Below are 24,146 nucleotides of genomic sequence, written 5' to 3' on the forward strand. Positions count from 1 at the left end.
ATTATCAGGTAAAAAATTTTTAGGAGTTTATTATGGTTTCTTCAGAATTTATCTCAAAGATTGAATTTGCTTGCAAGAAGAAAGAAAGTCTTTATAGTCAAAGCAAATTTAAGTATGCGATTCGTTCTATGTTCGCAGGTGCATTTTTAACCTTCAGTACAGCTGCTGGTGCAGTTGGGGCTGATTTGATTAATAAAATTGCGCCAGGTAGTGGACGATTCCTCTTCCCATTTGTCTTTGCTTGGGGATTGGCCTACATTGTTTTCTTGAATGCCGAGTTGGTAACATCAAACATGATGTTCTTGACTGCTGGTAGTTTCTTGAAAAAAATCTCTTGGAGAAAAACAGCTGAGATTTTACTTTACTGTACCTTGTTTAACCTTATCGGGGCTTTGATAGCAGGTTGGGGCTTTGCTCATTCGGCAGCCTATGCAAATCTGACTCATGATAGTTTTATCTCTGGGGTTGTAGAGATGAAGTTAGGCCGTTCAAATGAATTAATCTTGCTTGAGGCGATTTTGGCAAATATTTTCGTAAATATTGCGATTCTTTCATTTGTTTTGGTCAAAGATGGTGGTGCCAAACTTTGGCTTGTGTTGTCAGCGATTTACATGTTTGTATTTTTAACAAACGAGCACATTGCGGCGAACTTTGCTTCTTTCGCGATTGTGAAATTCAGTGTTGCTGCTGACTCAATTGCTAACTTCGGTGTTGGAAATATGCTTCGTCACTGGGGTGTAACCTTCATCGGAAACTTTATCGGAGGAGGCCTCTTGATGGGTCTTCCATATGCCTTCCTCAATAAAAATGAAGATATTTATGTAGATTAAGAAAATGAGCACGATTGAGTCGTGCTTTTTTCATTTTCAAAATAAGGTAATAGCTATTTCTTATATCAAAATATAGAAAACTAATATTTGTAAACTATAACTTAAGGTGCTACAATATCTTTAATGAAACTATATGGAGGTCGCCTTATGACTCGTGATTTTAAATTTGAAACCTTACAATTGCATGCTGGGCAAGTAGTTGATCCAGCAACTAAGTCTCGTGCAGTGCCGATTTATCAGACAACATCCTTTGTTTTTGATGACACGCAGGAAGGTGCCGATTTATTTGCCTTGAGAAAACCAGGGAACATTTATACTCGTATCACCAACCCTACAACAGCTGCCTTTGAAGAAAGAATTGCTGCTCTTGAAGGTGGTGTTGGAGCTCTTGCAACAGCATCAGGTATGGCTGCAGTGACTTATACGATTTTGGCGCTTGCCCATGCTGGTGATCATGTAGTAGCGGCATCAACTATTTACGGCGGGACCTTCAATCTTTTGAAAGAAACCCTTCCTCGTTATGGGATCACAACAACCTTTGTGGACGTGGATAATTTGGAGGAAGTAGAAGCAGCTATCAATGACAATACTAAGCTTGTCTTGATTGAAACCTTGGGGAATCCTCTGATTAACATTCCTGACTTGGAAAAATTGGCTGAGATTGCTCATAAACACCAGATTCCACTCGTTTCAGATAATACCTTTGCTACACCTTACTTGATTAATGTCTTTTCTCACGGTGTAGATATTGCCATTCACTCTGCGACTAAGTTTATCGGTGGGCATGGTACGACTATTGGAGGAGTGATTGTCGATAGTGGGCGTTTTGACTGGGCGGCTTCAGGTAAATTTCCTCAATTTGTTGAGGAAGATCCAAGTTACCATAACTTGAGCTATACTCGTGATGTGGGTGCAGCAGCCTTTATTATCGCTGTTCGTGTTCAATTGCTTCGTGATACAGGTGCGGCCTTGTCACCATTTAATGCCTTTCTCTTACTTCAAGGACTTGAAACCCTTTCACTTCGTGTGGAACGTCATGTACAAAATGCAGAGAAAATTGTTGATTTCCTTGTCAACCATCCTAAGGTAGAAAAAGTTAACTATCCAAAATTAGCAGATAGTCCTTATCATGCCTTGGCTGAGAAATATTTACCAAAAGGTGTGGGCTCAATCTTTACCTTCCATGTCAAAGGTGGGGAAGCAGAAGCACGCAAGGTAATTGATCATTTAGAAATTTTTTCTGACCTAGCAAACGTGGCAGATGCTAAATCGCTTGTTGTCCATCCAGCAACAACCACTCATGGTCAATTGTCAGAAAAAGACCTAGAAGCAGCTGGTGTCACACCAAACCAAATCCGCTTGTCAATCGGTCTTGAAAATGTAGATGATTTGATTGAAGACTTGCGCTTAGCCTTGGAAAAAATTTAAAGAAAAAGAAGATAAACAGTGGGTTTCGACTCGCTGTTTTTGATTTTCCTTTAGGCATGATATAATGGTTACAGAAGTCTAGAAAGAGGAACGATATGAACGAAATCAAATGCCCCAACTGTGGGGAAGTCTTTACAGTAAATGAAAGTCAGTATGTCGAACTTCTGTCTCAAGTGAGAACAGCAGAGTTTGATAAGGAACTACATGAGCGGATGAAGCAGGAACTGGCCTTGGTTGAGCAAAAGGCCATGAATGAACAACAGTCTAAACTAGCTCAAAAAGACCAAGAAATTGCACAATTGCAGAGTCAAATCCAAAACTTTGATACAGAAAAAGAATTGGCCAAGAAAGAGGTTGAACAGACAAGCCATCAGGCCTTATTGGCTAAGGACAAGGAAGTACAGGCCTTGGAAAACCAATTGGCTACCTTGCGTTTGGAGCATGAAAATCAACTGCAAAAGACCCTTTCTGACCTAGAAAAAGAACGTGATCAGGTTAAAAACCAGCTTCTTTTACAAGAAAAAGAAAACGAGCTTTCTCTTGCTTCTGTTAAACAAAACTATGAAGCCCAGCTTAAAGCAGCCAGTGAACAGGTCGAGTTCTATAAGAATTTCAAAGCCCAGCAATCTACAAAAGCCATCGGGGAAAGTCTGGAACAGTATGCAGAGAGTGAGTTTAACAAGGTCCGTAGTTTCGCCTTTCCAAATGCCTACTTTGAGAAGGATAACAAGGTTTCTGCGCGTGGGTCTAAGGGGGACTTTATCTTCTGTGAGAGTGATGAAAATGGGGTCGAAATTATTTCCATCATGTTTGAAATGAAAAATGAAGCAGATGGAACAGAGAAGAAGCACAAGAATGCAGATTTTTACAAGGAATTGGACAAGGACCGTCGGGAGAAGAACTGTGAGTATGCCGTTTTGGTGACCATGCTTGAGGCCGATAATGACTACTTTAACACAGGGATTGTTGACGTCAGCCACGAGTATGAAAAGATGTATGTGGTCCGTCCTCAGTTCTTTATTCAGTTGATTGGGCTTTTGCGTAATGCGGCGCTTAATTCTCTAAAATATAAGCAGGAGTTGGCCTTTGTTCGCGAACAAAATATTGACATCACTCATTTTGAGGAAGACTTGGATGCCTTTAAACTAGCCTTTGCTAAGAACTATAACTCAGCTTCGACTAATTTTGGCAAAGCTATCGATGAAATTGACAAGGCCATCAAACGCATGGAAGAAGTCAAGAAATTCCTGACAACTTCTGAAAACCAACTCCGTCTAGCTAACAACAAATTAGAAGATGTTTCTGTTAAAAAATTGACCCGTAAAAATCCAACTATGAAAGCAAAGTTTGAAGCGCTGAAGGGGGAGTAGAAAGCAAAAATGAACGGTATTATTAACTTAAAAAAAGAAGCAGGGATGACCTCGCATGATGCGGTTTTTAAACTGCGTAAGATTTTGGGAACTAAGAAGATTGGTCATGGTGGGACCTTGGATCCGGATGTGGTGGGTGTTTTGCCGATTGCAGTTGGTAAGGCGACACGAATGGTCGAGTTTATGCAGGATGAGGGCAAGGTCTATGAGGGTGAAATCACTCTTGGTTATTCAACGACGACTGAGGATGCCAGTGGGGAAGTGGTCGAAGAGACACCCGTTCTGTCGCCCTTGGATGAAAAGCTTGTCGATGAAGCGATTGCTAGCTTGACTGGACCTATTACTCAGATTCCACCTATGTATTCAGCTGTTAAGGTTAATGGTCGTAAGCTTTATGAGTATGCGCGTGCTGGTCAGGAAGTGGAGCGTCCAGAACGTCAGGTGACTATTTATAGCTTTGAGCGGACAAGTCCGATTTCTTATGATGGCCAACTTGCAAGATTCACTTTTCGTGTGAAATGTAGTAAGGGGACTTATATCCGTACCTTGTCTGTTGACTTGGGAGAAAAATTGGGTTATGCGGCTCATATGTCGCACTTGACACGAACAAGTGCTGCAGGCTTACAATTAGAAGATGCTCTTACCTTGGAAGAAATTGCTGAAAAAGTGGAGGCTGGTCAATTAGACTTTCTCCATCCTCTAGAGATTGGGACAGGCGACCTTGTCAAAGTTTTCCTAGGTCCAGAACAGGCTACAGAAGTGCGCTTTGGTCGTTTTATAGAGCTCGAACAGACAGAACAAGAATTGGCTGCTTTTGAAGGAGATAAATTGCTAGCCATTCTAGAAAAACGGGACAATCTCTACAAGCCAAGGAAGGTTTTTAGATAGTCTAACTGGGGTGTAGGGAGTGTTGTTTCCCCTAGACTATCCAAATCAGACTATAAATTTTGCAAAAAATGTGATAGAATAGACGACGGATAAAAAAACGGAGGATAGCATGCAAAATAGACCAATCATTATCGGAGTGACAGGTGGTTCTGGTGGAGGTAAGACCAGTGTTTCAAGAGCCATTTTATCGCATTTTCCTGATGAAAAGATTTCCATGATTGAGCATGATTCATACTACAAGGATCAGTCTCATTTGACCTTTGAAGAGCGTGTCAAAACCAACTACGACCATCCTTTTGCCTTTGATACAGACTTGATGATTGAGCAGATTAAGGAATTGTTGGCAGGGCGTCCGGTGGACATCCCGACTTATGACTATACAGAGCATACACGGAGTAGCAAGACCTATCGTCAAGAGCCTCAAGATGTCTTTATCGTTGAGGGAATCTTGGTCTTGGAGGACAAGCGTCTGCGCGATTTGATGGATATCAAGATTTTTGTGGATACGGATGATGATGTGCGCATTATTCGTCGTATCAAGCGTGATATGGAAGAACGTGGCCGTAGCCTTGATAGCGTTATTGATCAGTACTTGGGTGTGGTTAAACCTATGTATCATCAGTTTATCGAGCCAACCAAGCGTTATGCTGATATCGTCATTCCTGAGGGAGTCAGCAATACTGTTGCTATTGACCTTTTGACGACTAAGATTGCAAAGATTTTGGAAGAAGCTCGAAACAGCAAATAATCAGATGTGGAGGCCTTGCCTCCTTTTTCTATTTTTCCCTCATAATGGTACATAAATGGAGATTTTTAGGCATATTTTTGGTATAATAATACCCATGAAAGAGCAAGAAAATGAGTAGTAGGTGGAGATGGAAAAGTATTTATCGGTAACAACTTTGACCAAGTATCTGAAAATGAAATTCGATAAAGACCCTTACTTGGAACGGGTCTATTTAACTGGTCAAGTTTCCAACTTTCGTAAACGACCTACTCACCAATATTTCTCCCTAAAAGATGACAATGCAGTTATCCAAGCGACTATCTGGTCTGGGATTTATCAGAAATTAGGTTTTGACCTGGAAGAAGGAATGAAAATCAATGTGATTGGTCGTGTACAGGTTTACGAACCAAGTGGTAGCTACTCCATCATTATTGAAAAGGCTGAGCCTGATGGGGTTGGGGCGCTTGCTATTCAGTTTGAACAACTCAAGAAAAAATTGACAGAAGAAGGCCTGTTTCAAGAGAGGTTCAAGCAACCTCTGCCCCAATTTTCTAAGAGAATTGGTGTAGTAACCAGTCGCAGTGGAGCTGTTATTAGAGATATTATCACGACCGTCAGCAGGCGATTTTCAGGTGTTGACATTGTTCTCTATCCGACCAAGGTTCAAGGTGATGGAGCAGCAGAAGAAATCGCTCGGAATATTGCGCGTGCTAATCAACGTGACGATTTGGATTTGCTGATTATTGGTCGTGGTGGGGGTTCTATCGAGGATCTCTGGGCCTTTAACGAAGAAATTGTGGTACGAGCCATTTTTGAATCTCGTTTACCAGTTATTTCTAGTGTGGGACATGAGACGGATGTGACCTTGGCAGATTTTGTGGCAGATCGACGAGCTGCAACGCCAACAGCTGCTGCTGAACTAGCAACACCTGTGACCAAGTTGGATCTATTAGCTCATTTGCAAAATCAGGAAAAACGGATGGCAACGGCAGTTCGAAATGTGCTATCTAAGAAACAAGAAGCTTTGAAAAAATGCAGTCAGTCTGTTATCTTTAGACAGCCAGAGCGTTTGTATGATGGCTATTTGCAACGCTTGGATCAGCTGCAACTGCGCTTAAAACAAAGTTTGCGAACACGGATTTCCGATAGCAACCAACTAGTCCAAGCAAGGACGCATCGACTGGTTCAATTATCACCTGTTACCAAAATCCAGCGTTATCAAGACCGTCTAGGCCAGTTGGATAAGTTCCTACGTAGCCAAATGGCGCTGGTTTATGATGCCAAGGTTGCTGAGGTGAAGCGACTTTCAGAAGCCTTGTTGATGTTGGATACCAGTCGAATCGTGGCGCGTGGTTATGCTATTGTCAAGAAAGAAGAGTTCGTTGTAGATTCGGTTGAGAGTTTGAAGAAAAAAGACCAAGTGACGCTTTTGATGCGAGATGGTCAAGTAGAATTAGAGGTTAAAGATGTCAAAGCAAAAGAAATTTGAGGAAAATCTAGCAGAACTGGAGACAATTGTCCAAAGTTTGGAAAATGGTGAAATTGCTCTGGAAGATGCGATTGCGGCTTTTCAAAAGGGTATGGTCTTGTCAAAAGAGCTCCAAGCGACGCTGGACAAGGCTGAAAAGACCTTGGTCAAGGTTATGCAAGAAGACGGAACAGAAAGTGATTTTGAATGAAGAAGCAAGAAAAATTAGCTCTTGTCGAGTTGGCCTTGGAAGATTTTTATGGAGACCAGCAGTTTGCCTCTAGTTTGCGAGAGTCTGTTCTCTATTCTATTCATGCTGGTGGAAAGCGTATTCGTCCTTTTCTTCTGTTAGAAGTTCTGGAAGCCTTGCAGGTCGCTATTAAACCTGCTCACGCGCAGGTGGCTGCGGCCTTGGAAATGATCCATACGGGGAGCTTGATTCATGATGACCTTCCTGCCATGGATGATGATGATTACCGTCGGGGACGCTTGACCAACCATAAGAAATTCGGTGAAGCTATGGCCATTTTGGCTGGAGATGCTTTGTTCCTAGATCCTTATGCCTTGATAGCGCAGGCAGATTTGCCAAGTCAGATAAAGGTAGACTTAATTGCCAACTTATCGCTTGCTTCAGGTAGTCTGGGAATGGTTGCAGGGCAAGTTTTGGATATGGAAGGCGAACACCAGCATTTGTCTTTAGAAGAACTCCAGACTATTCATGCTAATAAGACTGGAAAACTACTAGCCTTTCCCTTCCAAGCAGCTGCTATCATAGCCGAATTGGCACCTGAAATACAAGAAAAACTGAAAACTGTTGGTGAATTGATTGGGCTTGCTTTTCAAGTTAGAGATGATGTGTTAGATGTGACAGCTAGTTTTGAGGAAATTGGCAAGACACCACAAAAGGATCTACAGGCAGAAAAGTCAACCTATCCAGCCTTGTTGGGTTTGGAAGAGGCAATTGTCTTTTGTAACCAAACCTTGGATCAAGCTAATGCCAAATTAGAAGAAATTGCCCAGCAGGTTCCCTTTGAAACAGAATCGATTGTAAAAGTAGTAGAAAGTTTGAGAATCAATGGCTAAGGAAAGAGTGGATGTACTAGCTTATAAACAGGGTTTGTTTGAAACGCGAGAACAGGCCAAGCGTGGAGTAATGGCTGGTCTAGTCGTAGCAGTCCTTAACGGAGAGCGTTTTGACAAACCAGGAGAGAAAATTCCAGATGACACCGAGCTAAAACTCAAGGGGGAGAAACTCAAGTATGTCAGCCGTGGTGGCTTGAAATTGGAGAAGGCCTTGCAGGTCTTTGAATTATCAGTGGAAGGGGCAACAACGATTGATATCGGTGCCTCTACTGGAGGTTTTACTGATGTCATGTTGCAAAATGGTGCTGAGTTGGTCTTTGCAGTTGATGTCGGTACCAATCAGTTGGCTTGGAAATTACGCCAAGATCCACGAGTTGTCAGTATGGAGCAGTTTAATTTCCGCTATGCTGAAAAGACTGATTTTGAGCAGGAGCCGAGCTTTGCCAGTATTGATGTGAGTTTCATTTCCCTAAGTTTGATTCTACCAGCCTTGCACCGTGTTTTGGCTAATCAAGGTCAGGTTGTGGCTTTGGTTAAGCCCCAGTTTGAAGCAGGACGTGAGCAGATTGGGAAAAATGGTATTATTCGAGATGCTAAGGTCCATCAGAATGTCCTTGAATCTGTCACAGCTATGGCAGTAGAGGAAGGCTTTTCAGTCCTTGGATTGGACTTTTCTCCCATCCAAGGTGGGCATGGAAATATTGAATTTTTAGCGTATTTGAAAAAAGAAGAGTCAGCAGGCAATCAGGTTCTTGCTGAAATTGAAGAAGTAGTAGAGAGGGCGCATAGTCAATTTAAAAATGAATAAAAAAGAGAGACTTGAAAAAATTAGACGATTTGTGACAGATTATCAAATCGGCACGCAAGAAGAAATTGTAGAATATTTGAAAGAAGCAGGAATCACTGCTACTCAGGCAACGGTATCACGGGATATCAAAGAACTAGGTATTGTCAAAATTCCTTTGAGAGATAACACCTATGTCTATGAATTACCAAAATCAATCGTAAAAAGTTTGCAACTGGCTGAAGACAATATTGAGTCAGCTGAATTGATGGATAAGATGATCAATCTCCAAGTTATTCCTGGAAACACAGCTTTTGTAAAAGCTCAGTTAACCGAGACTTTTGCGGATAAGATTTTTAGCTGTTTAGCTGATGATAGTTCGATTTTAGTCATTGCCAGAAGTGAAAGTCTAGCTGAGGAAATCTTTGAACAAGTAAAAAATTGGTAGGTCTATATGTTACTTGAAATTTCGATAAAAAACTTTGCCATTATTGAGGCTATTTCCCTCAATTTTGAAAAGGGAATGACTGTCCTGACTGGTGAAACGGGTGCAGGGAAGTCGATTATCATTGATGCCATGAATATGATGTTGGGAGCTCGTGCGACGACAGATGTTATTCGTCATGGTGCGCCAAAGGCAGAGATTGAGGGGCTTTTCTCAGTTGAGAATAGTCGTCTTTTACAGGAAATTTTTGATGAGCAAGGTTTAGAATTAGGTGATGAAATTATCATCCGTCGGGAAATCTTGCAAAATGGTCGTAGTATCAGCCGTGTGAATGGCCAGATGGTTAATCTGTCTGTTTTGCGGGCTATTGGACAACATCTAGTAGATATTCATGGTCAACATGACCAAGAAGAGTTAATGCGCCCTCAACTTCATATTCAAATGTTGGATGAATTCGGTGACGTAGCTTTTTGGAACTTGAAAGAAATCTATCAATCGAGTTTTGATGCCTACCGTAAAATGCGTAAGCAGGTACTGGAAGTCAAGAAAAACCAACAGGAACACAAGGCACGTATCGAAATGTTGGAATTTCAAATGGCAGAGATTGAGGCAGCAAACTTGCAGGCTGGAGAAGACCTAGCTCTAAACCAAGAGCGAGAGAAGCTCCTCAACCATAAAAATATTGCGGATACACTGACTAATGCCTATAGTATGTTGGACAATGAAGACTTTTCAAGTCTGGCCAATGTTCGTTCAGCCATGAATGACATGGAAAGTGTCGAAGAGTATGATCCTGAATATCGTGAAATTTCAAGCTATCTGTCTGAGACCTACTATGTCTTAGAAGATATTAGCAAACGTTTGGAAGCTATCATTGAGGACCTTGATTTTGACGGCAATCGTCTTATGCAGGTTGAAAATCGTTTGGACCTCCTTCATACTATTACCCGCAAGTACGGTGGGACTGTAGACGATGTCTTGCTTTATTTTGCCAAGATTACGGAAGAATACAATCTCTTGACAGGAAATAACCTTTCATCTGAGGACATGGAAGCAGAGCTGAAAAAATTGGAAGTCAATCTTGTCGACTTGGCAGGTCAACTTGCCTCTGCTCGTCATGATTTGGCTCAGCAATTAGAATCTGAGATTAAACAAGAGCTTCAAGATCTTTATATGGAAAAAGCCCAGTTTCAAGTTCGTTTTAGCAAGGGCAAATTCAGTTGTGAGGGCAATGAAATGGTCGAATTTTACATTTCAACCAATCCTGGTGAAGACTTTAAACCCTTGGTTAAGGTTGCATCTGGCGGAGAATTATCTCGCCTCATGCTAGCCATTAAGTCTGCCTTTTCACGTAAAGAAGGTAAGACCAGCATTGTCTTTGATGAGGTGGATACGGGAGTTTCAGGTCGTGTAGCTCAGTCCATTGCACAGAAGATTCACAAGATTGGCCAACATGGTCAGGTTCTGGCTATTTCCCATTTACCACAAGTGATTGCGATTGCGGATTATCAATTCTTTATTGAGAAGATTAGCAATGACCATTCAACAGTTTCGACTGTTCGTCTCTTGACGGTTGAAGAGCGAGTGGAGGAAGTTGCCAAGATGTTGGCAGGTGATGATGTGACGGAAGCAGCCCTGACGCAAGCCAGAGAATTGCTGAGAAACAGGGAGAAATAAGATGACAGACTATTATGTAATTGGAGATGTTCACGGAAAAGCTGGGATGCTGGAAGACCTTCTCAAAACATGGGATGGTCAGACCCAGTTACTCTTTCTAGGGGATTTGATTGACCGTGGTGAAGATAGTCGCCGTGTTCTAGAAATGGTCAAGGACTTAGTGGACAATCAAGGGGCGATCTGTTTGTCAGGAAATCACGAGTATATGTTTTTGACTTGGCTAGATGACCCAGAAGAAAGTTATGACCACTATCGTCGTAATGGTGGAGATACAACTATTAACTCTATCCTAGGTCGTCCTTTGGATGCACCAGTTGATGGAGTTGAGGATGCCAAGCGTGTTGCTACTGAAGCAGCAGACTTGGTCGAATTTATTCGTCAAATGCCATTTGTGGTAGAGACAGACAAGTATATCTTTGTGCACGCAGGTATTGATTTGACCTTAGACGACTGGCATGAAACCACAGATTACAAGAAAGTATGGCTTAGAAAACCATTCCACGAAGCAGAAAATCATACTGGAAAAATCATTGTCTTTGGCCATACACCGGTCTATGGTTTGTTAAAGCAAGAGCGTGGTACTGCTGAGCTTTGGACTACAGAAGATGGCAAGATTGGAATGGATGGAGGAGCTGTTTATGGTGGTGTCCTTCATGGGATTGTCTTTACAGACCAAGGAATGACAGAACACCACTTTATCGAAAATGACGGCTTTGTCGCTGAAGATTAGTACTCCTAGCAGGGTATGGTCTTGTCAAAATGTCAAAAACAATTTATAATAAATAGATACCCTGAAAGGAAGAGAATCATGAACTTAGAAGAATTGAAAAAACGACAGGAGAAGATCCGTAACTTCTCTATTATCGCCCATATTGACCACGGGAAATCTACTCTAGCAGACCGCATTTTGGAAAAGACAGAGACAGTATCCAGTCGTGAAATGCAGGCCCAACTTTTGGATAGTATGGATTTAGAGCGGGAACGTGGGATTACCATTAAACTCAACGCCATCGAGCTGAATTATACTGCAAAAGATGGGGAAACTTATATTTTCCACTTGATTGACACGCCAGGGCACGTAGACTTTACCTATGAAGTTTCACGTTCGCTCGCTGCCTGTGAGGGTGCTATTTTGGTGGTCGATGCCGCTCAAGGTATTGAGGCTCAAACCCTTGCCAACGTTTATCTAGCCTTGGATAATGATTTGGAAATCATGCCAGTCATTAACAAAATTGACCTGCCTGCTGCAGACCCTGAGCGCGTGCGTACAGAGATTGAGGATGTCATTGGTTTGGATGCCAGTGAAGCAGTATTGGCTTCTGCCAAGGCTGGTATCGGTATTGAAGAAATTCTCGAGCAAATCGTAGAAAAAGTTCCCGCACCAACGGGTGATGTGACGGCGCCACTTAAGGCTTTGATTTTTGACTCTGTTTACGATGCTTACCGTGGAGTTATTCTTCAAGTACGTGTCATGGATGGAGTGGTCAAACCTGGCGATAAGATTCAGCTTATGAGCAATGGTAAGACCTTTGATGTGACAGAAGTTGGTATTTTTACTCCGAAAGCAGTTGGTCGTGATTTCCTTGCGACTGGTGATGTTGGTTATATTGCAGCTTCTATTAAGACGGTTCAGGATACTCGTGTGGGTGATACCGTTACCTTGGCAACCAATCCTGCGGCAGAGCCATTACATGGTTACAAGCAGATGAATCCTATGGTCTTTGCGGGTCTCTATCCAATTGAGTCAAACAAGTATAATGACCTACGTGAAGCACTTGAAAAATTGCAGCTCAACGATGCCAGTCTGCAGTTTGAACCAGAAACATCTCAGGCACTTGGATTTGGTTTTCGTTGTGGTTTCCTTGGACTTCTCCATATGGATGTTATCCAAGAACGTTTGGAACGTGAGTTCAACATCGACCTCATCATGACAGCTCCGTCTGTTATTTATAAGGTCAACTTGACCGACGGCGAGTCTATGGATGTGTCTAACCCGTCTGAGTTCCCAGACCCAACTAAGATTGCGACCATTGAAGAACCTTATGTTAAAGCGCAAATCATGGTACCGCAAGAGTTTGTTGGAGCAGTCATGGAATTAGCTCAGCGTAAGCGTGGGGACTTTGTGACTATGGACTATATTGATGATAACCGTGTCAATGTTATCTATCAAATTCCATTGGCTGAAATCGTCTTCGACTTCTTTGATAAACTCAAGTCTTCAACTCGCGGTTATGCAAGCTTTGACTATGAATTGTCAGAGTACCGCCCATCTAAGCTAGTGAAAATGGATATCCTTCTCAATGGAGACAAGGTGGATGCCCTTAGCTTTATCGTTCACAAGGACTTTGCCTACGAACGTGGAAAACTCATCGTTGATAAGCTCAAGAAAATCATCCCTCGTCAACAATTTGAGGTGCCAATTCAAGCGGCTATTGGACACAAAATTGTCGCTCGTACTGATATCAAGGCCCTTCGTAAAAACGTACTTGCTAAATGTTATGGTGGTGACGTTTCTCGTAAACGTAAACTCCTTGAAAAACAAAAAGCTGGTAAGAAACGTATGAAAGCCATCGGCTCAGTAGAAGTTCCCCAAGAAGCCTTTCTTAGCGTCTTGAGTATGGATGAAGAATAAGTTATCAGAAATGCCTTTCCTTGTTCATAGGAAATTTATATAAGAATCAATCGTAAAGCAGACTTAAATGGTCTGCTATTTTTATTTCTAGAACAGAAAAAATGTTTGAAATGTTTGTTTATGTGTTTGTTTTTATGTAACAAACTATAAAAACAACAAAAATATAAAAAAAGAGACAAAAAACAACAGAAAGTCATTGACAACGGTTTCATATAGTGTTATACTTATAGCATAAAGTTAATGGAAAGAAGGGAAAACCTTATGGGATTAGATCATTTCTTTGACAAAAACCTTGTGTTTTGCTTAGAAGCGGATAATCAAGAACATCTCTTTGATCAGGTTGCAACTTTATTGGAAGAACGAGAAATCGTAACGCCAACTTATCGTGAAGCCTTGATCACGCGTGAAAAGTCATTTCCAACTGGCTTAGATATGGAATTTTTGGGTAAGGATTTGCCGAATGTGGCTATTCCTCACACAGATATTGTTCATAATCTTGCCGAAAAAGTTGTGGTCGTTCGATTAGATAAACCTGTGACCTTCCACAACATGATTGCACCAGATAAGGAAGTAGAAGTATCCTTGCTCTTCTTTATTATTAACAACTCAAGCTCAAGTCAAACTAACATTCTTGCTCAGTTGATGGACTTCTTTACTGGAAATGGTCATCTTGAAGACCTATCAAAAATTTCTGAACCAGAAGCCCTCTATGCTTATATAGCTGAAGCAATCGCTTAATCTTGTCTATTAAAAATATTAAATCGGAGGAAATCCATATGATTAAAATTCTTGCTGCCTGCGGTGCAGGTGTTAACTCAAGCCACCAAATTAAAAGTGCTCTTGAAGAAGAACTTTCAAACCGCGGTTTTGATGTTCACTGTGATGCAGTCATGGTCAAAGACGTTAACGAAGATCTTATCAAAGGTTATGACATCTTCACACCAATTGCTGCGACAGACCTTGGTTTTGACCCAGGTATTCCAGTTATCGAAGCTGGACCAATCTTATTCCGTATTCCAGCTATGAGTGCTCCAGTATTTGACAATATTGAAGCAGCTATTAAAGAACACGGATTAAGCTAATTTTAATTTGTTAACATTCATATAACATAAAAAAGGGAGGAACTGTTATGGATGCAATCTTTGACCTAATCAAAAAGGTCTTTACACCCGTCTTAGATATGGGTGGTCCTGTCATCATGTTAATCATTTTGACAATATTGGCTCTACTTTTTGGAGTGAAATTCTCCAAAGCGCTTGAAGGTGGTATCAAACTTGCCATCGCTCTTACAGGTATCGGTGCTATCATCGGTATGCTAAACACTGCTTTCTCAGCGTCGCTAGCAAAATTCGTTGAAAATACTGGTATCCAATTGAGTATCACTGACGTTGGTTGGGCACCACTTGCAACAATCACTTGGGGATCTGCTTGGACACTATACTTCTTGCTCATCATGTTGATTGTCAACATAGTGATGCTAGCTATGAAGAAAACTGATACACTTGACGTTGATATCTTTGATATATGGCACTTGTCTATCACAGGTCTTTTGATTAAATGGTATGCAGACAACAACGGTGTGAGCCAAGGGGTTTCACTCTTGATTGCTACAGCAGCTATCGTACTTGTTGGTGTGTTGAAAATTATCAACTCTGACTTGATGAAACCTACATTTGATGACCTTCTTAACGCACCAAGTTCATCACCAATGACATCAACTCACATGAACTACATGATGAACCCAGTTATCATGGTTTTGGATAAGATTTTTGAAAAATTCTTCCCAGGTCTTGATAAATATGACTTTGACGCTGCTAAATTGAACAAGAAAATCGGTTTCTGGGGTTCTAAATTCTTTATCGGTTTCATCCTTGGTATTGTTATCGGTATTATGGGAACTCCACATCCAATTGCAGGTGTTGAAGATGCAGATAAATGGCGTTTGGTTATTAAAGGATGGTTGTCTCTTGGTTTGACTGCCGGTGTATCTTTGGAACTCTTCTCACTTATCGGTTCTTGGTTCATCGCAGCAGTAGAACCACTTTCACAAGGTATTACAAACGTTGCTACTAAACGTCTTCAAGGACGTAAATTCAACATCGGTCTTGACTGGCCATTCATTGCTGGTCGTGCTGAAATCTGGGCTTGTGCCAACGTACTTGCACCAATCATGTTGATTGAAGCTGTGCTTCTTTCAAAAGTTGGAAATGGTATCTTGCCACTTGCAGGTATCATCGCTATGGGTGTTACTCCAGCTCTCTTGGTTGTAACACGTGGTAAATTGCTCCGTATGATTATCTTCGGAACACTCTTGTTGCCACTCTTCCTTCTTTCAGGTACACTTATCGCACCATTTGCAACAGAACTTGCTAAAGGTGTAGGTGCTTTCCCAGCAGGTGTGAGCGAAACTCAATTGATCACTCACTCAACTCTTGAAGGACCAATCGAAAAACTTCTTGGTTGGACAATTGGTAACACTACAACAGGTGATATCAAAGCAATCCTTGGTGCTGTAGTCTTCCTTGTATTCTATATCGGTATCTTTGCTTGGTACAGAAAACAAATGATCAAACGTAACGAAGAGTACGCAGCAAAAGCAAAATAATGCGCTCCTATAAAATGTAAGCTCAATGAAAATCAAAGAGCAAACTAGGAAGCTAGCCGCAGGCTGTACTAAAGTACGGCAAGGTGACGCTGACGAAGTTTGAATTGGATTTTCGCAGAGTGTAAATTGTTGAAACTAGGTTGTCATACCTTCTAGGAGTGACAGCCTAGTTTTTTATAAACTATCAAGAAATCGGAGAAAATAATGGTAATTGAATTAAAATCAGAACAATTAAGAGTTGAATTTAACAGTTTTGGTGGGGCTCTTTCTTCTATAAAAGATACCGAGGGACTTGAGTATTTGTGGCAAGGGGATGCTACTTATTGGAGTGGACAAGCTCCCGTTCTCTTCCCCATTTGCGGTTCTTTGAGAGAGGATACAGCCCTCTATATAGATGAGAAGGGACAAGAAAGCAAAGGAAACATTCCTCGTCATGGTTTGGTTCGCAAGAAAGACTTTGAATTAGTTGAACAGACAGACAAGAGTGTAACTTTTGCAATTGAAGACGATGAGAATAGCTATCAAAATTATCCTTACCATTTCTGCCTAGAAATCACTTATATCCTTACTGGAAAGACAGTACGGACTCAATACAAGATCTTTAATAAAGAAACTAGCAAGGTCATGCCTTACTTTATTGGTGGACATCCAGGATTTAATTGTCCTCTATTTGATGATGAAGTCTATGAAGATTACTATTTAGAGTTTGAGAAAGAGGAGACTTGCTCTGTTCCACGTCCTTTCCCAGAAACTGGTATGTTGGATTTCCAAGATAGAAGTCCATGGCTAGAGGGGAAAAAGGAATTAGATCTTAGTTATAATCTTTTCAGTACAGATGCAGTTACCTTAGATGAATTGCAATCTAGAACAATTGCCCTTCGCTCTCGTAAACATGATAAGGGATTGAAAGTGCACTTTGCAGAGTTTCCAAACCTCATCATCTGGTCAACCTTGAATAAAGGTCCTTTTATTGCTTTTGAACCATGGTCTGGCTTGTCAACATCCCTTGAAGAAGGAGATCGTCTAGAAGATAAGAAGAATGTTCGTCTCCTAGAACCTGGTCAAGTGGATCAAATTGGTTTTGATATCGAAATTTTTTAGTTAAAAAACACAAAAACAAACATTAACTGTTGACTTTTTCAGGAAATAGGAGTATATTATGTTTGTAAGCAACAAATGATGTTTGTAACAAACAAACAATCACTTGTTATATTCTCTTTCGTGGAGAAGGATTATTTCTGGGAAACTGGTTTCCTAAACTTGAATAAGGTGTCATTCATCTCATTCAATCCAATTTGTCAATAAACTGCTAGAAAGCTGTTGTAGGTAAACTGTTAACTATAAAAGGTTTTACTAGCCTAGAAAAATAAAAAGGAGTATACAATATGTCTATTGTTATCGGTGCAGATGCTGCAGGTTTGAGATTGAAAGAAGTTGTGAAAGACTTCTTGGAAAAAGAAAACTTCCACGTTGTGGATGTTACAGCTGAAGGTCAAGACTTTGTTGATGTAACTCTTGCTGTTGCTGCAGAAGTAAACAAAGAAGAACAAAACCTTGGTATCGTGATTGATGCTTATGGTGCTGGTCCATTCATGGTTGCAACTAAGATCAAAGGAATGGTTGCTGCAGAAGTATCTGACGAACGTTCAGCTTATATGACTCGTGGACACAACAACTCACGTATGATCACTATGGGTGCACAACTTGTTGGTGATGAATTGGCTAAAAACATCGCTAAAGGATTTGTTAACGGTAAATACGATGGTGGACGTCACCAAATTAGGGTCGATATGTTGAACAAAATGTGCTAATTAGATTACAGTAAGAAAGGTAAGTTAAAAATGAGAATTGCAATTGGATGTGACCACATCGTAACAGATGAAAAAATGGCGGTTTCAGAATTTTTGAAATCAAAAGGATATGAAGTTATTGACTTTGGTACATATGACCATACACGTACTCACTACCCAATCTTTGGTAAAAAAGTAGGGGAAGCTGTAACTAGTGGTCAAGCTGATCTTGGGGTATGTATCTGTGGTACTGGTGTTGGTATCAACAATGCTGTAAATAAAGTTCCAGGTGTTCGCTCTGCCTTGGTTCGCGATATGACAACAGCCCTTTATGCTAAAGAACAATTGAATGCCAACGTTATCGGTTTTGGTGGTAAGATTACTGGTGAATTGCTTATGTGTGATATCATCGAAGCTTTCATCCATGCTGAATACAAACCATCTGAAGAAAACAAGAAATTGATTGCGAAAATTGAACACCTTGAAAGTCACAATGCTCAACAAACAGATGCAAACTTCTTCACTGAATTCCTTGAAAAATGGGATCGCGGAGAATACCACGACTAAGAGGTGACCAATGATTTTAACAGTCACAATGAACCCATCCATTGATATTTCTTATCCCTTGGATGAGTTGAAGATTGATACTGTCAATCGTGTGGTGGATGTAACTAAAACTGCTGGTGGTAAAGGCCTCAATGTTACTCGCGTACTTTCAGAATTTGGAGATTCTGTTCTTGCTACTGGTTTAGTGGGTGGCAAACTTGGTGAGTTTTTAGTTGAAAATATTGATGATAATGTTAAGAAAGATTTCTTTTCTATTCAGGGAGAAACTCGTAACTGTATCGCTATTCTTCACGGAGACAACCAAACAGAAGTTCTTGAAAAAGGTCCTGAAGTATTGGAACAGGAAGGTCAAGACTTTTTGGAACATTTCAAAAATCTCCTAGAGTCAGTTGAAGTAGTAGCTATCTCAGGTAGTCTGCCAGCTGGTCTTCCAGTTGATTACTATGCGAGCTTGGTAGAGCTTGCTAATCAAGCTGGCAAGCCTGTTGTCTTGGACTGCTCTGGTGCGGCTCTTCAGGCGGTTCTTGAATCACCACATAAACCGACAGTCATCAAACCAAATAATGAGGAATTATCTCAGCTTCTTGGAAGAGAAGTTTCTGAGGATTTGGATGAATTAAAAGAAGTACTTCAAGAACCTTTGTTTGCAGGTATTGAATGGATTATCGTTTCACTTGGTGCCAACGGTGCCTTTGCCAAACATGGTGACACTTTCTACAAGGTCGATATTCCTAGAATTCAGGTGGTAAATCCTGTTGGATCTGGAGACTCTACTGTAGCAGGAATTTCTTCAGGACTTCTTCATAAAGAATCGGATGCAGAATTACTCATCAAGGCAAATGTCCTTGGTATGCTCAATGCTCAAGAAAAAATGACTGGTCATGTCAACATGGCCAACTATCAAGCTCTATATGATCAATTAATAGTAAAAGAGGTATAAAATGGCTTTAACAGAACAAAAACGTGCACGCTTAGAAAAACTTTCTGATGAAAATGGTATCATCTCAGCTCTTGCATTTGACCAACGTGGTGCTTTGAAACGCCTCATGGCTCAACACCAAACAGAAGAACCAACTGTGGCTCAAATGGAAGAACTCAAAGTCTTGGTAGCGGATGAATTGACTAAATACGCTTCATCAATGCTTCTTGACCCTGAATATGGACTTCCAGCGACTAAAGCTCTTGATGAAAAAGCTGGTCTTCTCCTTGCTTATGAAAAAACAGGTTATGATACAACAAGCACAAAACGCTTGCCAGACTGCTTGGATGTTTGGTCTGCAAAACGTATTAAAGAAGAAGGTGCAGATGCAGTTAAATTCTTGCTTTACTATGATGTAGATAGCTCAGACGAACTTAATCAAGAAAAACAAGCCTACATCGAACGTATCGGTTCTGAGTGTGTGGCTGAAGATATCCCATTCTTCCTTGAAATCCTTGCTTACGATGAAAAAATTGCTGATGCAGGTTCTGTAGAATACGCGAAAGTAAAACCACACAAAGTTATCGGTGCTATGAAAGTCTTCTCAGACCCACGCTTTAACATTGATGTCTTGAAAGTAGAAGTTCCTGTTAACATTAAATATGTTGAAGGTTTCGCTGAAGGTGAAGTGGTTTATACACGTGAAGAAGCAGCAGCCTTCTTCAAAGCTCAAGATGAAGCAACTAACTTGCCATACATCTACTTGAGTGCTGGTGTATCAGCTAAACTCTTCCAAGATACTCTTGTATTTGCTCATGAATCAGGTGCAAACTTTAACGGTGTTCTTTGTGGCCGTGCTACATGGGCTGGATCAGTTGAAGCTTACATCAAAGATGGTGAAGCAGCAGCTCGCGAATGGCTTCGCACAACTGGTTTTGAAAACATTGACGAACTCAACAAAGTTCTTCAAACAACAGCAACTTCATGGAAAGAACGCGTGTAAGAAAGTCCTTCTAGTTTAGGAACATTAATCTAAAAAATTTTTAAAAAAGTTACATGTAAGTGGTAAGAGTTTTTAGAAAATCAAATAATTCAATATTTTTAGGAGAACAGAGAAATCTGTTCTCTTTTTTGTTCGCTTAAAATTCTATTTGAAAGGAGTTCAATGATGATAGGATTAGAGATTGTAATGAATTTAGACACGTTAGAAATCTTTGACGTTATCGATCATGATGAGAGTGGAAATAGCGAACAAGCGCCTAAAACCATCCAATTAAGTTTGTTTGACTCAATGACGTGCATTTGACAGAAGGAGATAAATCAGGATGGACAGAGAAGCGCTATACAATGAATTAATTCAAAGCGAACCATTAGGTTTCATTGATCCATTCTCAGATCTTGGGGAGTTTGACCCTCTTCAGCTGAAATTTAAACAACCCGTAAAAGACTTAGTGAATCGATATTCAGGACAACCTTACAGCTTGGCCTGGCAACATAAAATTATGGAAATGCGGAAGTTGTTTATTGCCTATCAGATAGCATTAAATGAAGAAGATAAGCAGATAAACTTTCAGCGAAGAACAAGAAGCGAAGAGTCCAAAGAACATGCTACTACTATTGTAACAACATATTTGAAGTTGGGATTTAGTTTTAAAGAAATTGAGAAGCGTGTTTCTTTATCTTACAAACAACTTCGTCGAGGATGGAGAAGAAGTGATCACATCATGACAAATAGTCCTGAATTTTATAGCAAAAGGGACTTATCCGAAGGTTACTGTTTACCGAGTAAGAAGCTACCTAAAAGTATGAGAATAAATGAGAGATAGAAAATGGAAATGGGTATTTGTAGACGATGTTCTTGCAACTGGGTTACACCTTGCATCAATGAAAAGTATGGTCCTTGTTGGTGGGTAGATAAAAACAGAACGCTGTGTAGTCACTGTTTTTATGGATTTAATGATGAATCTTGTCAGACAAAAGTTTATTACAGACCAGGTTGTTATCAGAAGAATTATTGAATAAATGAGAATGAACATAGGAGGAAAGAACTATGAAAAATACAGACTGGAAAAAAATTACACAAAGACCCCTTACTAGCGAAGAAAAAAAGGAATACGGAGATGAAATTGAATTCATGTGGGATGGGAAAATCCCTGAATTAGACGAAGAGGTTCTTGTTTACACAAGTGAAAGTGAAGAAGTGTATACAGATATCTGGGTTGATTTTAACGATGGTATTGGTTTTGAAAATACTTGTAGTAGTGTTATTTATTGGATGAGTTTTCCAAAACCGCCTGAAATCAAGGAGTAAGGATATGAAATAAAAGCCATCTCAAAAAGGAATTTGTAAACGTATGTGCTTGCTACTGGGTAACATCTTGTACCAATAAAAAGGAGGATTGATATGGATGAAGAAGATATTAAATTGTTTAATGCTGCTTTTTTGTGTCTGGGAATAGTAGGGGTAATAGTTATCGCTTTGATAGCTTTCCAACCTGATGGTTATCAAAGATTCTTAAAGTTTATAGAAATAACTTCAGAGGGCTTTGAAAAATTTTCTAATATCATGAACGAATTACTTTCGTTCTGGAATTGATTTATCGAATTGGCTTGAGAGAGATTGGGAATTTGCAGGTGCTGAGAATAGATTATCTCACGGAAAAAAGAAAAAAGCCCAATTGGGTAGGAGGAACTTATATGCTTAATAACTTTAGAACAGCGAGTGCTTATGCAAGCGCTCGTAGACAACAAAAGACTGCTCAAAGAAAAGTCTTCTGGGATAGTTTTGGGGAAATCACTCCTAGCGAGTGGGCAAACGCCAAGCTATCTGGAGAGGTTGAAATTGGGGTTTCAAACGATAGCATCAAGGGTAGAGAAAACCTTCCTAGATTGGATTACAAGCTAGGTTGGTTGCCAAACGGACATCGTTACCGTTTAGGTGCTAAAAAGAAACCAGTATCAAAGATTATGCCTTTCCAACCACGGAAAGACGATGACGATCTTCTGAGCGCAGAAGAGTTCGAGCGGCTGTTAAGTACACTTTAAAAAGTATTCTGTTGTTAATTTATTTTAAAAGCCTAGAAATAAGCAAGAAGGAAAATATGATTTTGTTATTTATTATATTATTTGTTGTAGGAGTGTGCATTTCATTCAGTAGAGTATTGATCATAGCTAAAAATACAGACATTAGACTTGGATGGAGTGGTGAGAAAGATTTCTTTTTGTCTCTAAGTCCTTTGGAATGGGGGTTAAGTCTCTTTTTAATTATTGTAGGAGGGGGAATGATTTACCTATCGTGTAAGGAGTTGTTGCCGTATCTTATAGGTTCATTTGAGTTGAAATAGGAGGCATAGTATGACAGTATTGTATTATTATCTTTTTATAAACAAGGGTATCTTGAAATCAATAAGAGAGAACATTCTTTATTCTAAGAGTGTATGGAAAGTGCTAGTAAATATCATTTATGGAGCTATCTCGTTTAATGCTATCCCTTTATCTTATTCTTGGTTTTTAGTATATCTCAACAACTGGATTGCTATGTCGTCAGTTAGTTCGGGAGTTATTGAGAATAAAGTAATGGCGTTCATGCTGCTATGCTTTTTAGTTATCTCTTTCATTGATATAGTCGGTTTGCTTCTTATCACAGTACTAGGAACTGTAACTTTAGCTTTTATGATACTGGCAAGATTCTTTGACGAACTATTTGACAGAGAACGACAGAACGAGAATAGAAAAAGACTTAAACATATACATAAATCATTGACTAAGTAGATTGGAGTTTAAATAGGAGGTATAGTATGACAGTATTAAATCTACATAAAAAAGAGTGCCTAGAGATTGCTAAAAGGATTTTGGATTGGAATTTTATCAATCCAATTTTAGTCAAAACGAACTCACGCAGCCACATGGATACTCTAATGATTATAGACGGAAAAAAACTAGCTGAAAAGCTAGAGTTGGAAATCAAGAGCAGTCTGGAAAGGAGTGACTTATCGAATAGCTATCTTGTAGAGTTTGATTTTGATAACCCAAATTTACAAAGCGATAGCTTATTCTTTGAGAAAATAATTGAATCAGCAGTTTTTTATCAAGTTCCAGAAAGTATTTCTGAAGCTAATAAGGATTTACAATGGTTCAAAAAAGTTATCGAGGGGAACGAATACTCAAAAGAGGGATTGAGGCAAGCGTTTGGAATAGTCGAGGTCAATCCAAAGTTAAATTTACAATCTTTAGACCTTGTGATTGCGTCACCGATTGAAGTGGAAACTGTTTTCCTAAGACGGACAACAAACACTGAGGTTGGGCGATTTCAGCAGTACATATTACCACATGAAAGAGGTTTTGAACCATCTGTCGAAATTAGAAAACATTATATAACAAAACAGTTTGAGCGAAAACACCAAGTTCAAATTCTTTCAACAAAAACAATTACAACAAAAAAGATGTTATCTAATGGATACACTTCCAATAACTTTATTGTCAAGGCGATCCTTGAACGTATTTTAAAGGAAATCGAGAACACTATTGAATATCAGACAATGGCTGGATTGACTGAAGAGCAATACGACTTTGTGAATTGGGCAATGCAGATTGCAAAAACCGTAGATGAACATATCCGTCAGTTTGATAATTTGTGTTATACAAAGGAAGAGCTAACGGATATGACCGATATATCTAGTAGCATGACAGATAAAAAAGAAATTGTTTACTTAATTGAATTTGACGGTATCTTTAAATACTTGGTTAAAGCTGAACGCTTGCAGAAAATCCTTGCTGACGGTAGCCTTTTAGGTCAGAAAGAAGAGATTGAACTGAAAGCAACAAGCACTGGTCTGGAAGTGAAAGATACAGACATTGAACACTTAGAACAATCGTATAGTGCTTTGACTATCAACGCAGTACCACTCTATTACTAAAATATTGATGATTAGCG

The 24,146-nt window shown here is 40.0% G+C and carries 27 protein-coding genes; all 27 read left to right on the forward strand.

What is annotated here, in order from left to right; all coding sequences use genetic code 11:
- The first annotated feature begins 32 nt into the window (after positions 1 to 32).
- The 27 genes from CYK16_RS03775 (at position 33) to CYK16_RS03915 (ending at position 24,129) form a co-directional block, all read left to right on the forward strand.
- Entirely contained in the window at positions 33 to 830 is a 798-nt protein-coding gene (locus CYK16_RS03775) for a formate/nitrite transporter family protein (RefSeq protein ID WP_060805570.1), read from the forward strand.
- A gap of 147 nt (positions 831 to 977) precedes the next feature.
- Entirely contained in the window at positions 978 to 2,258 is a 1,281-nt protein-coding gene (locus CYK16_RS03780; RefSeq protein WP_060805569.1) for an O-acetylhomoserine aminocarboxypropyltransferase/cysteine synthase family protein, read from the forward strand.
- Between the two features lie 95 nt (positions 2,259 to 2,353).
- Entirely contained in the window at positions 2,354 to 3,628 is a 1,275-nt protein-coding gene (locus CYK16_RS03785) for a DUF2130 domain-containing protein (protein WP_060805568.1), read from the forward strand.
- 9 nt (positions 3,629 to 3,637) lie between these two features.
- On the forward strand, positions 3,638 to 4,516 hold the full coding sequence (gene truB / locus CYK16_RS03790; RefSeq protein WP_060805567.1) for a tRNA pseudouridine(55) synthase TruB: 879 nt from the start codon (positions 3,638 to 3,640) through the stop codon (positions 4,514 to 4,516).
- Positions 4,517 to 4,625: 109 nt separating this feature from the next.
- Positions 4,626 to 5,264 (forward strand): uridine kinase, encoded by a 639-nt coding sequence (gene udk / locus CYK16_RS03795; RefSeq protein ID WP_001181376.1) that lies wholly within the window; start codon positions 4,626 to 4,628, stop codon positions 5,262 to 5,264.
- 127 nt (positions 5,265 to 5,391) lie between these two features.
- Positions 5,392 to 6,732 (forward strand): exodeoxyribonuclease VII large subunit, encoded by a 1,341-nt coding sequence (gene xseA, locus CYK16_RS03800; RefSeq protein WP_060805566.1) that lies wholly within the window; start codon positions 5,392 to 5,394, stop codon positions 6,730 to 6,732.
- Entirely contained in the window at positions 6,710 to 6,922 is a 213-nt protein-coding gene (locus CYK16_RS03805; RefSeq protein ID WP_000043226.1) for an exodeoxyribonuclease VII small subunit, read from the forward strand. Before xseA ends, CYK16_RS03805 begins: the two co-directional genes overlap by 23 nt.
- Entirely contained in the window at positions 6,919 to 7,794 is an 876-nt protein-coding gene (locus CYK16_RS03810; RefSeq protein ID WP_060805565.1) for a polyprenyl synthetase family protein, read from the forward strand. The genes CYK16_RS03805 and CYK16_RS03810 overlap by 4 nt, the downstream gene beginning before the upstream one ends.
- Complete coding sequence (locus CYK16_RS03815; RefSeq protein WP_060805564.1) at positions 7,787 to 8,602, forward strand: TlyA family RNA methyltransferase; 816 nt, start codon at positions 7,787 to 7,789, stop codon at positions 8,600 to 8,602. The genes CYK16_RS03810 and CYK16_RS03815 overlap by 8 nt, the downstream gene beginning before the upstream one ends.
- The gene (locus CYK16_RS03820) at positions 8,595 to 9,026 is read left to right on the forward strand and encodes an arginine repressor (RefSeq protein WP_060805563.1); all 432 of its coding nucleotides are present in this window, start codon (positions 8,595 to 8,597) and stop codon (positions 9,024 to 9,026) included. The genes CYK16_RS03815 and CYK16_RS03820 overlap by 8 nt, the downstream gene beginning before the upstream one ends.
- A 6-nt stretch (positions 9,027 to 9,032) precedes the next feature.
- Complete coding sequence (gene recN / locus CYK16_RS03825) at positions 9,033 to 10,700, forward strand: DNA repair protein RecN (protein ID WP_060805562.1); 1,668 nt, start codon at positions 9,033 to 9,035, stop codon at positions 10,698 to 10,700.
- A 1-nt stretch (position 10,701) separates the two neighbouring features.
- Entirely contained in the window at positions 10,702 to 11,430 is a 729-nt protein-coding gene (locus CYK16_RS03830) for a metallophosphoesterase family protein (RefSeq protein ID WP_024057651.1), read from the forward strand.
- 78 nt (positions 11,431 to 11,508) lie between these two features.
- On the forward strand, positions 11,509 to 13,332 hold the full coding sequence (lepA, locus tag CYK16_RS03835) for a translation elongation factor 4 (protein ID WP_001047207.1): 1,824 nt from the start codon (positions 11,509 to 11,511) through the stop codon (positions 13,330 to 13,332).
- Between the two features lie 261 nt (positions 13,333 to 13,593).
- The gene (locus CYK16_RS03840; protein ID WP_000521972.1) at positions 13,594 to 14,070 is read left to right on the forward strand and encodes a PTS sugar transporter subunit IIA; all 477 of its coding nucleotides are present in this window, start codon (positions 13,594 to 13,596) and stop codon (positions 14,068 to 14,070) included.
- A gap of 38 nt (positions 14,071 to 14,108) precedes the next feature.
- Positions 14,109 to 14,414 carry a PTS sugar transporter subunit IIB gene (locus CYK16_RS03845; RefSeq protein ID WP_000590547.1) on the forward strand — a complete coding sequence of 102 codons (306 nt, stop codon included), beginning with the start codon at positions 14,109 to 14,111 and terminating at the stop codon, positions 14,412 to 14,414.
- A gap of 47 nt (positions 14,415 to 14,461) precedes the next feature.
- Complete coding sequence (locus CYK16_RS03850; protein ID WP_060805561.1) at positions 14,462 to 15,937, forward strand: PTS galactitol transporter subunit IIC; 1,476 nt, start codon at positions 14,462 to 14,464, stop codon at positions 15,935 to 15,937.
- Between the two features lie 204 nt (positions 15,938 to 16,141).
- Positions 16,142 to 17,038, forward strand: coding sequence for an aldose 1-epimerase family protein (locus CYK16_RS03855; RefSeq protein ID WP_081094025.1), 897 nt, complete (start codon positions 16,142 to 16,144; stop codon positions 17,036 to 17,038).
- A gap of 284 nt (positions 17,039 to 17,322) precedes the next feature.
- Positions 17,323 to 17,748, forward strand: coding sequence for a galactose-6-phosphate isomerase subunit LacA (gene lacA / locus CYK16_RS03860; RefSeq protein WP_000029277.1), 426 nt, complete (start codon positions 17,323 to 17,325; stop codon positions 17,746 to 17,748).
- A 30-nt stretch (positions 17,749 to 17,778) separates the two neighbouring features.
- Entirely contained in the window at positions 17,779 to 18,294 is a 516-nt protein-coding gene (lacB, locus tag CYK16_RS03865; protein WP_001216910.1) for a galactose-6-phosphate isomerase subunit LacB, read from the forward strand.
- 10 nt (positions 18,295 to 18,304) lie between these two features.
- A complete protein-coding gene (locus tag CYK16_RS03870; RefSeq protein ID WP_101776659.1) occupies positions 18,305 to 19,234 on the forward strand; it encodes a tagatose-6-phosphate kinase in 930 nt (309 codons plus the stop codon).
- A 1-nt stretch (position 19,235) separates the two neighbouring features.
- On the forward strand, positions 19,236 to 20,216 hold the full coding sequence (gene lacD / locus CYK16_RS03875; protein ID WP_001229114.1) for a tagatose-bisphosphate aldolase: 981 nt from the start codon (positions 19,236 to 19,238) through the stop codon (positions 20,214 to 20,216).
- A gap of 322 nt (positions 20,217 to 20,538) precedes the next feature.
- Entirely contained in the window at positions 20,539 to 21,039 is a 501-nt protein-coding gene (locus CYK16_RS03880; RefSeq protein WP_101776660.1) for a modification methylase Sau96I, read from the forward strand.
- A gap of 224 nt (positions 21,040 to 21,263) precedes the next feature.
- Complete coding sequence (locus tag CYK16_RS03890; RefSeq protein ID WP_101776662.1) at positions 21,264 to 21,524, forward strand: hypothetical protein; 261 nt, start codon at positions 21,264 to 21,266, stop codon at positions 21,522 to 21,524.
- A gap of 93 nt (positions 21,525 to 21,617) precedes the next feature.
- Positions 21,618 to 21,809 (forward strand): hypothetical protein, encoded by a 192-nt coding sequence (locus CYK16_RS03895; RefSeq protein ID WP_101776663.1) that lies wholly within the window; start codon positions 21,618 to 21,620, stop codon positions 21,807 to 21,809.
- A gap of 101 nt (positions 21,810 to 21,910) precedes the next feature.
- Positions 21,911 to 22,258, forward strand: coding sequence for a hypothetical protein (locus CYK16_RS03900; protein ID WP_101776664.1), 348 nt, complete (start codon positions 21,911 to 21,913; stop codon positions 22,256 to 22,258).
- A gap of 309 nt (positions 22,259 to 22,567) precedes the next feature.
- A complete protein-coding gene (locus CYK16_RS03910; protein ID WP_101776666.1) occupies positions 22,568 to 22,984 on the forward strand; it encodes a hypothetical protein in 417 nt (138 codons plus the stop codon).
- Positions 22,985 to 23,010: 26 nt separating this feature from the next.
- On the forward strand, positions 23,011 to 24,129 hold the full coding sequence (locus tag CYK16_RS03915) for a hypothetical protein (protein WP_084850952.1): 1,119 nt from the start codon (positions 23,011 to 23,013) through the stop codon (positions 24,127 to 24,129).
- The last annotated feature ends 17 nt before the right edge of the window (positions 24,130 to 24,146 follow it).

The sequence above is a fragment of the Streptococcus oralis subsp. dentisani genome (assembly GCF_002860905.1).
GTDB lineage: Bacteria > Bacillota > Bacilli > Lactobacillales > Streptococcaceae > Streptococcus > Streptococcus oralis_BA.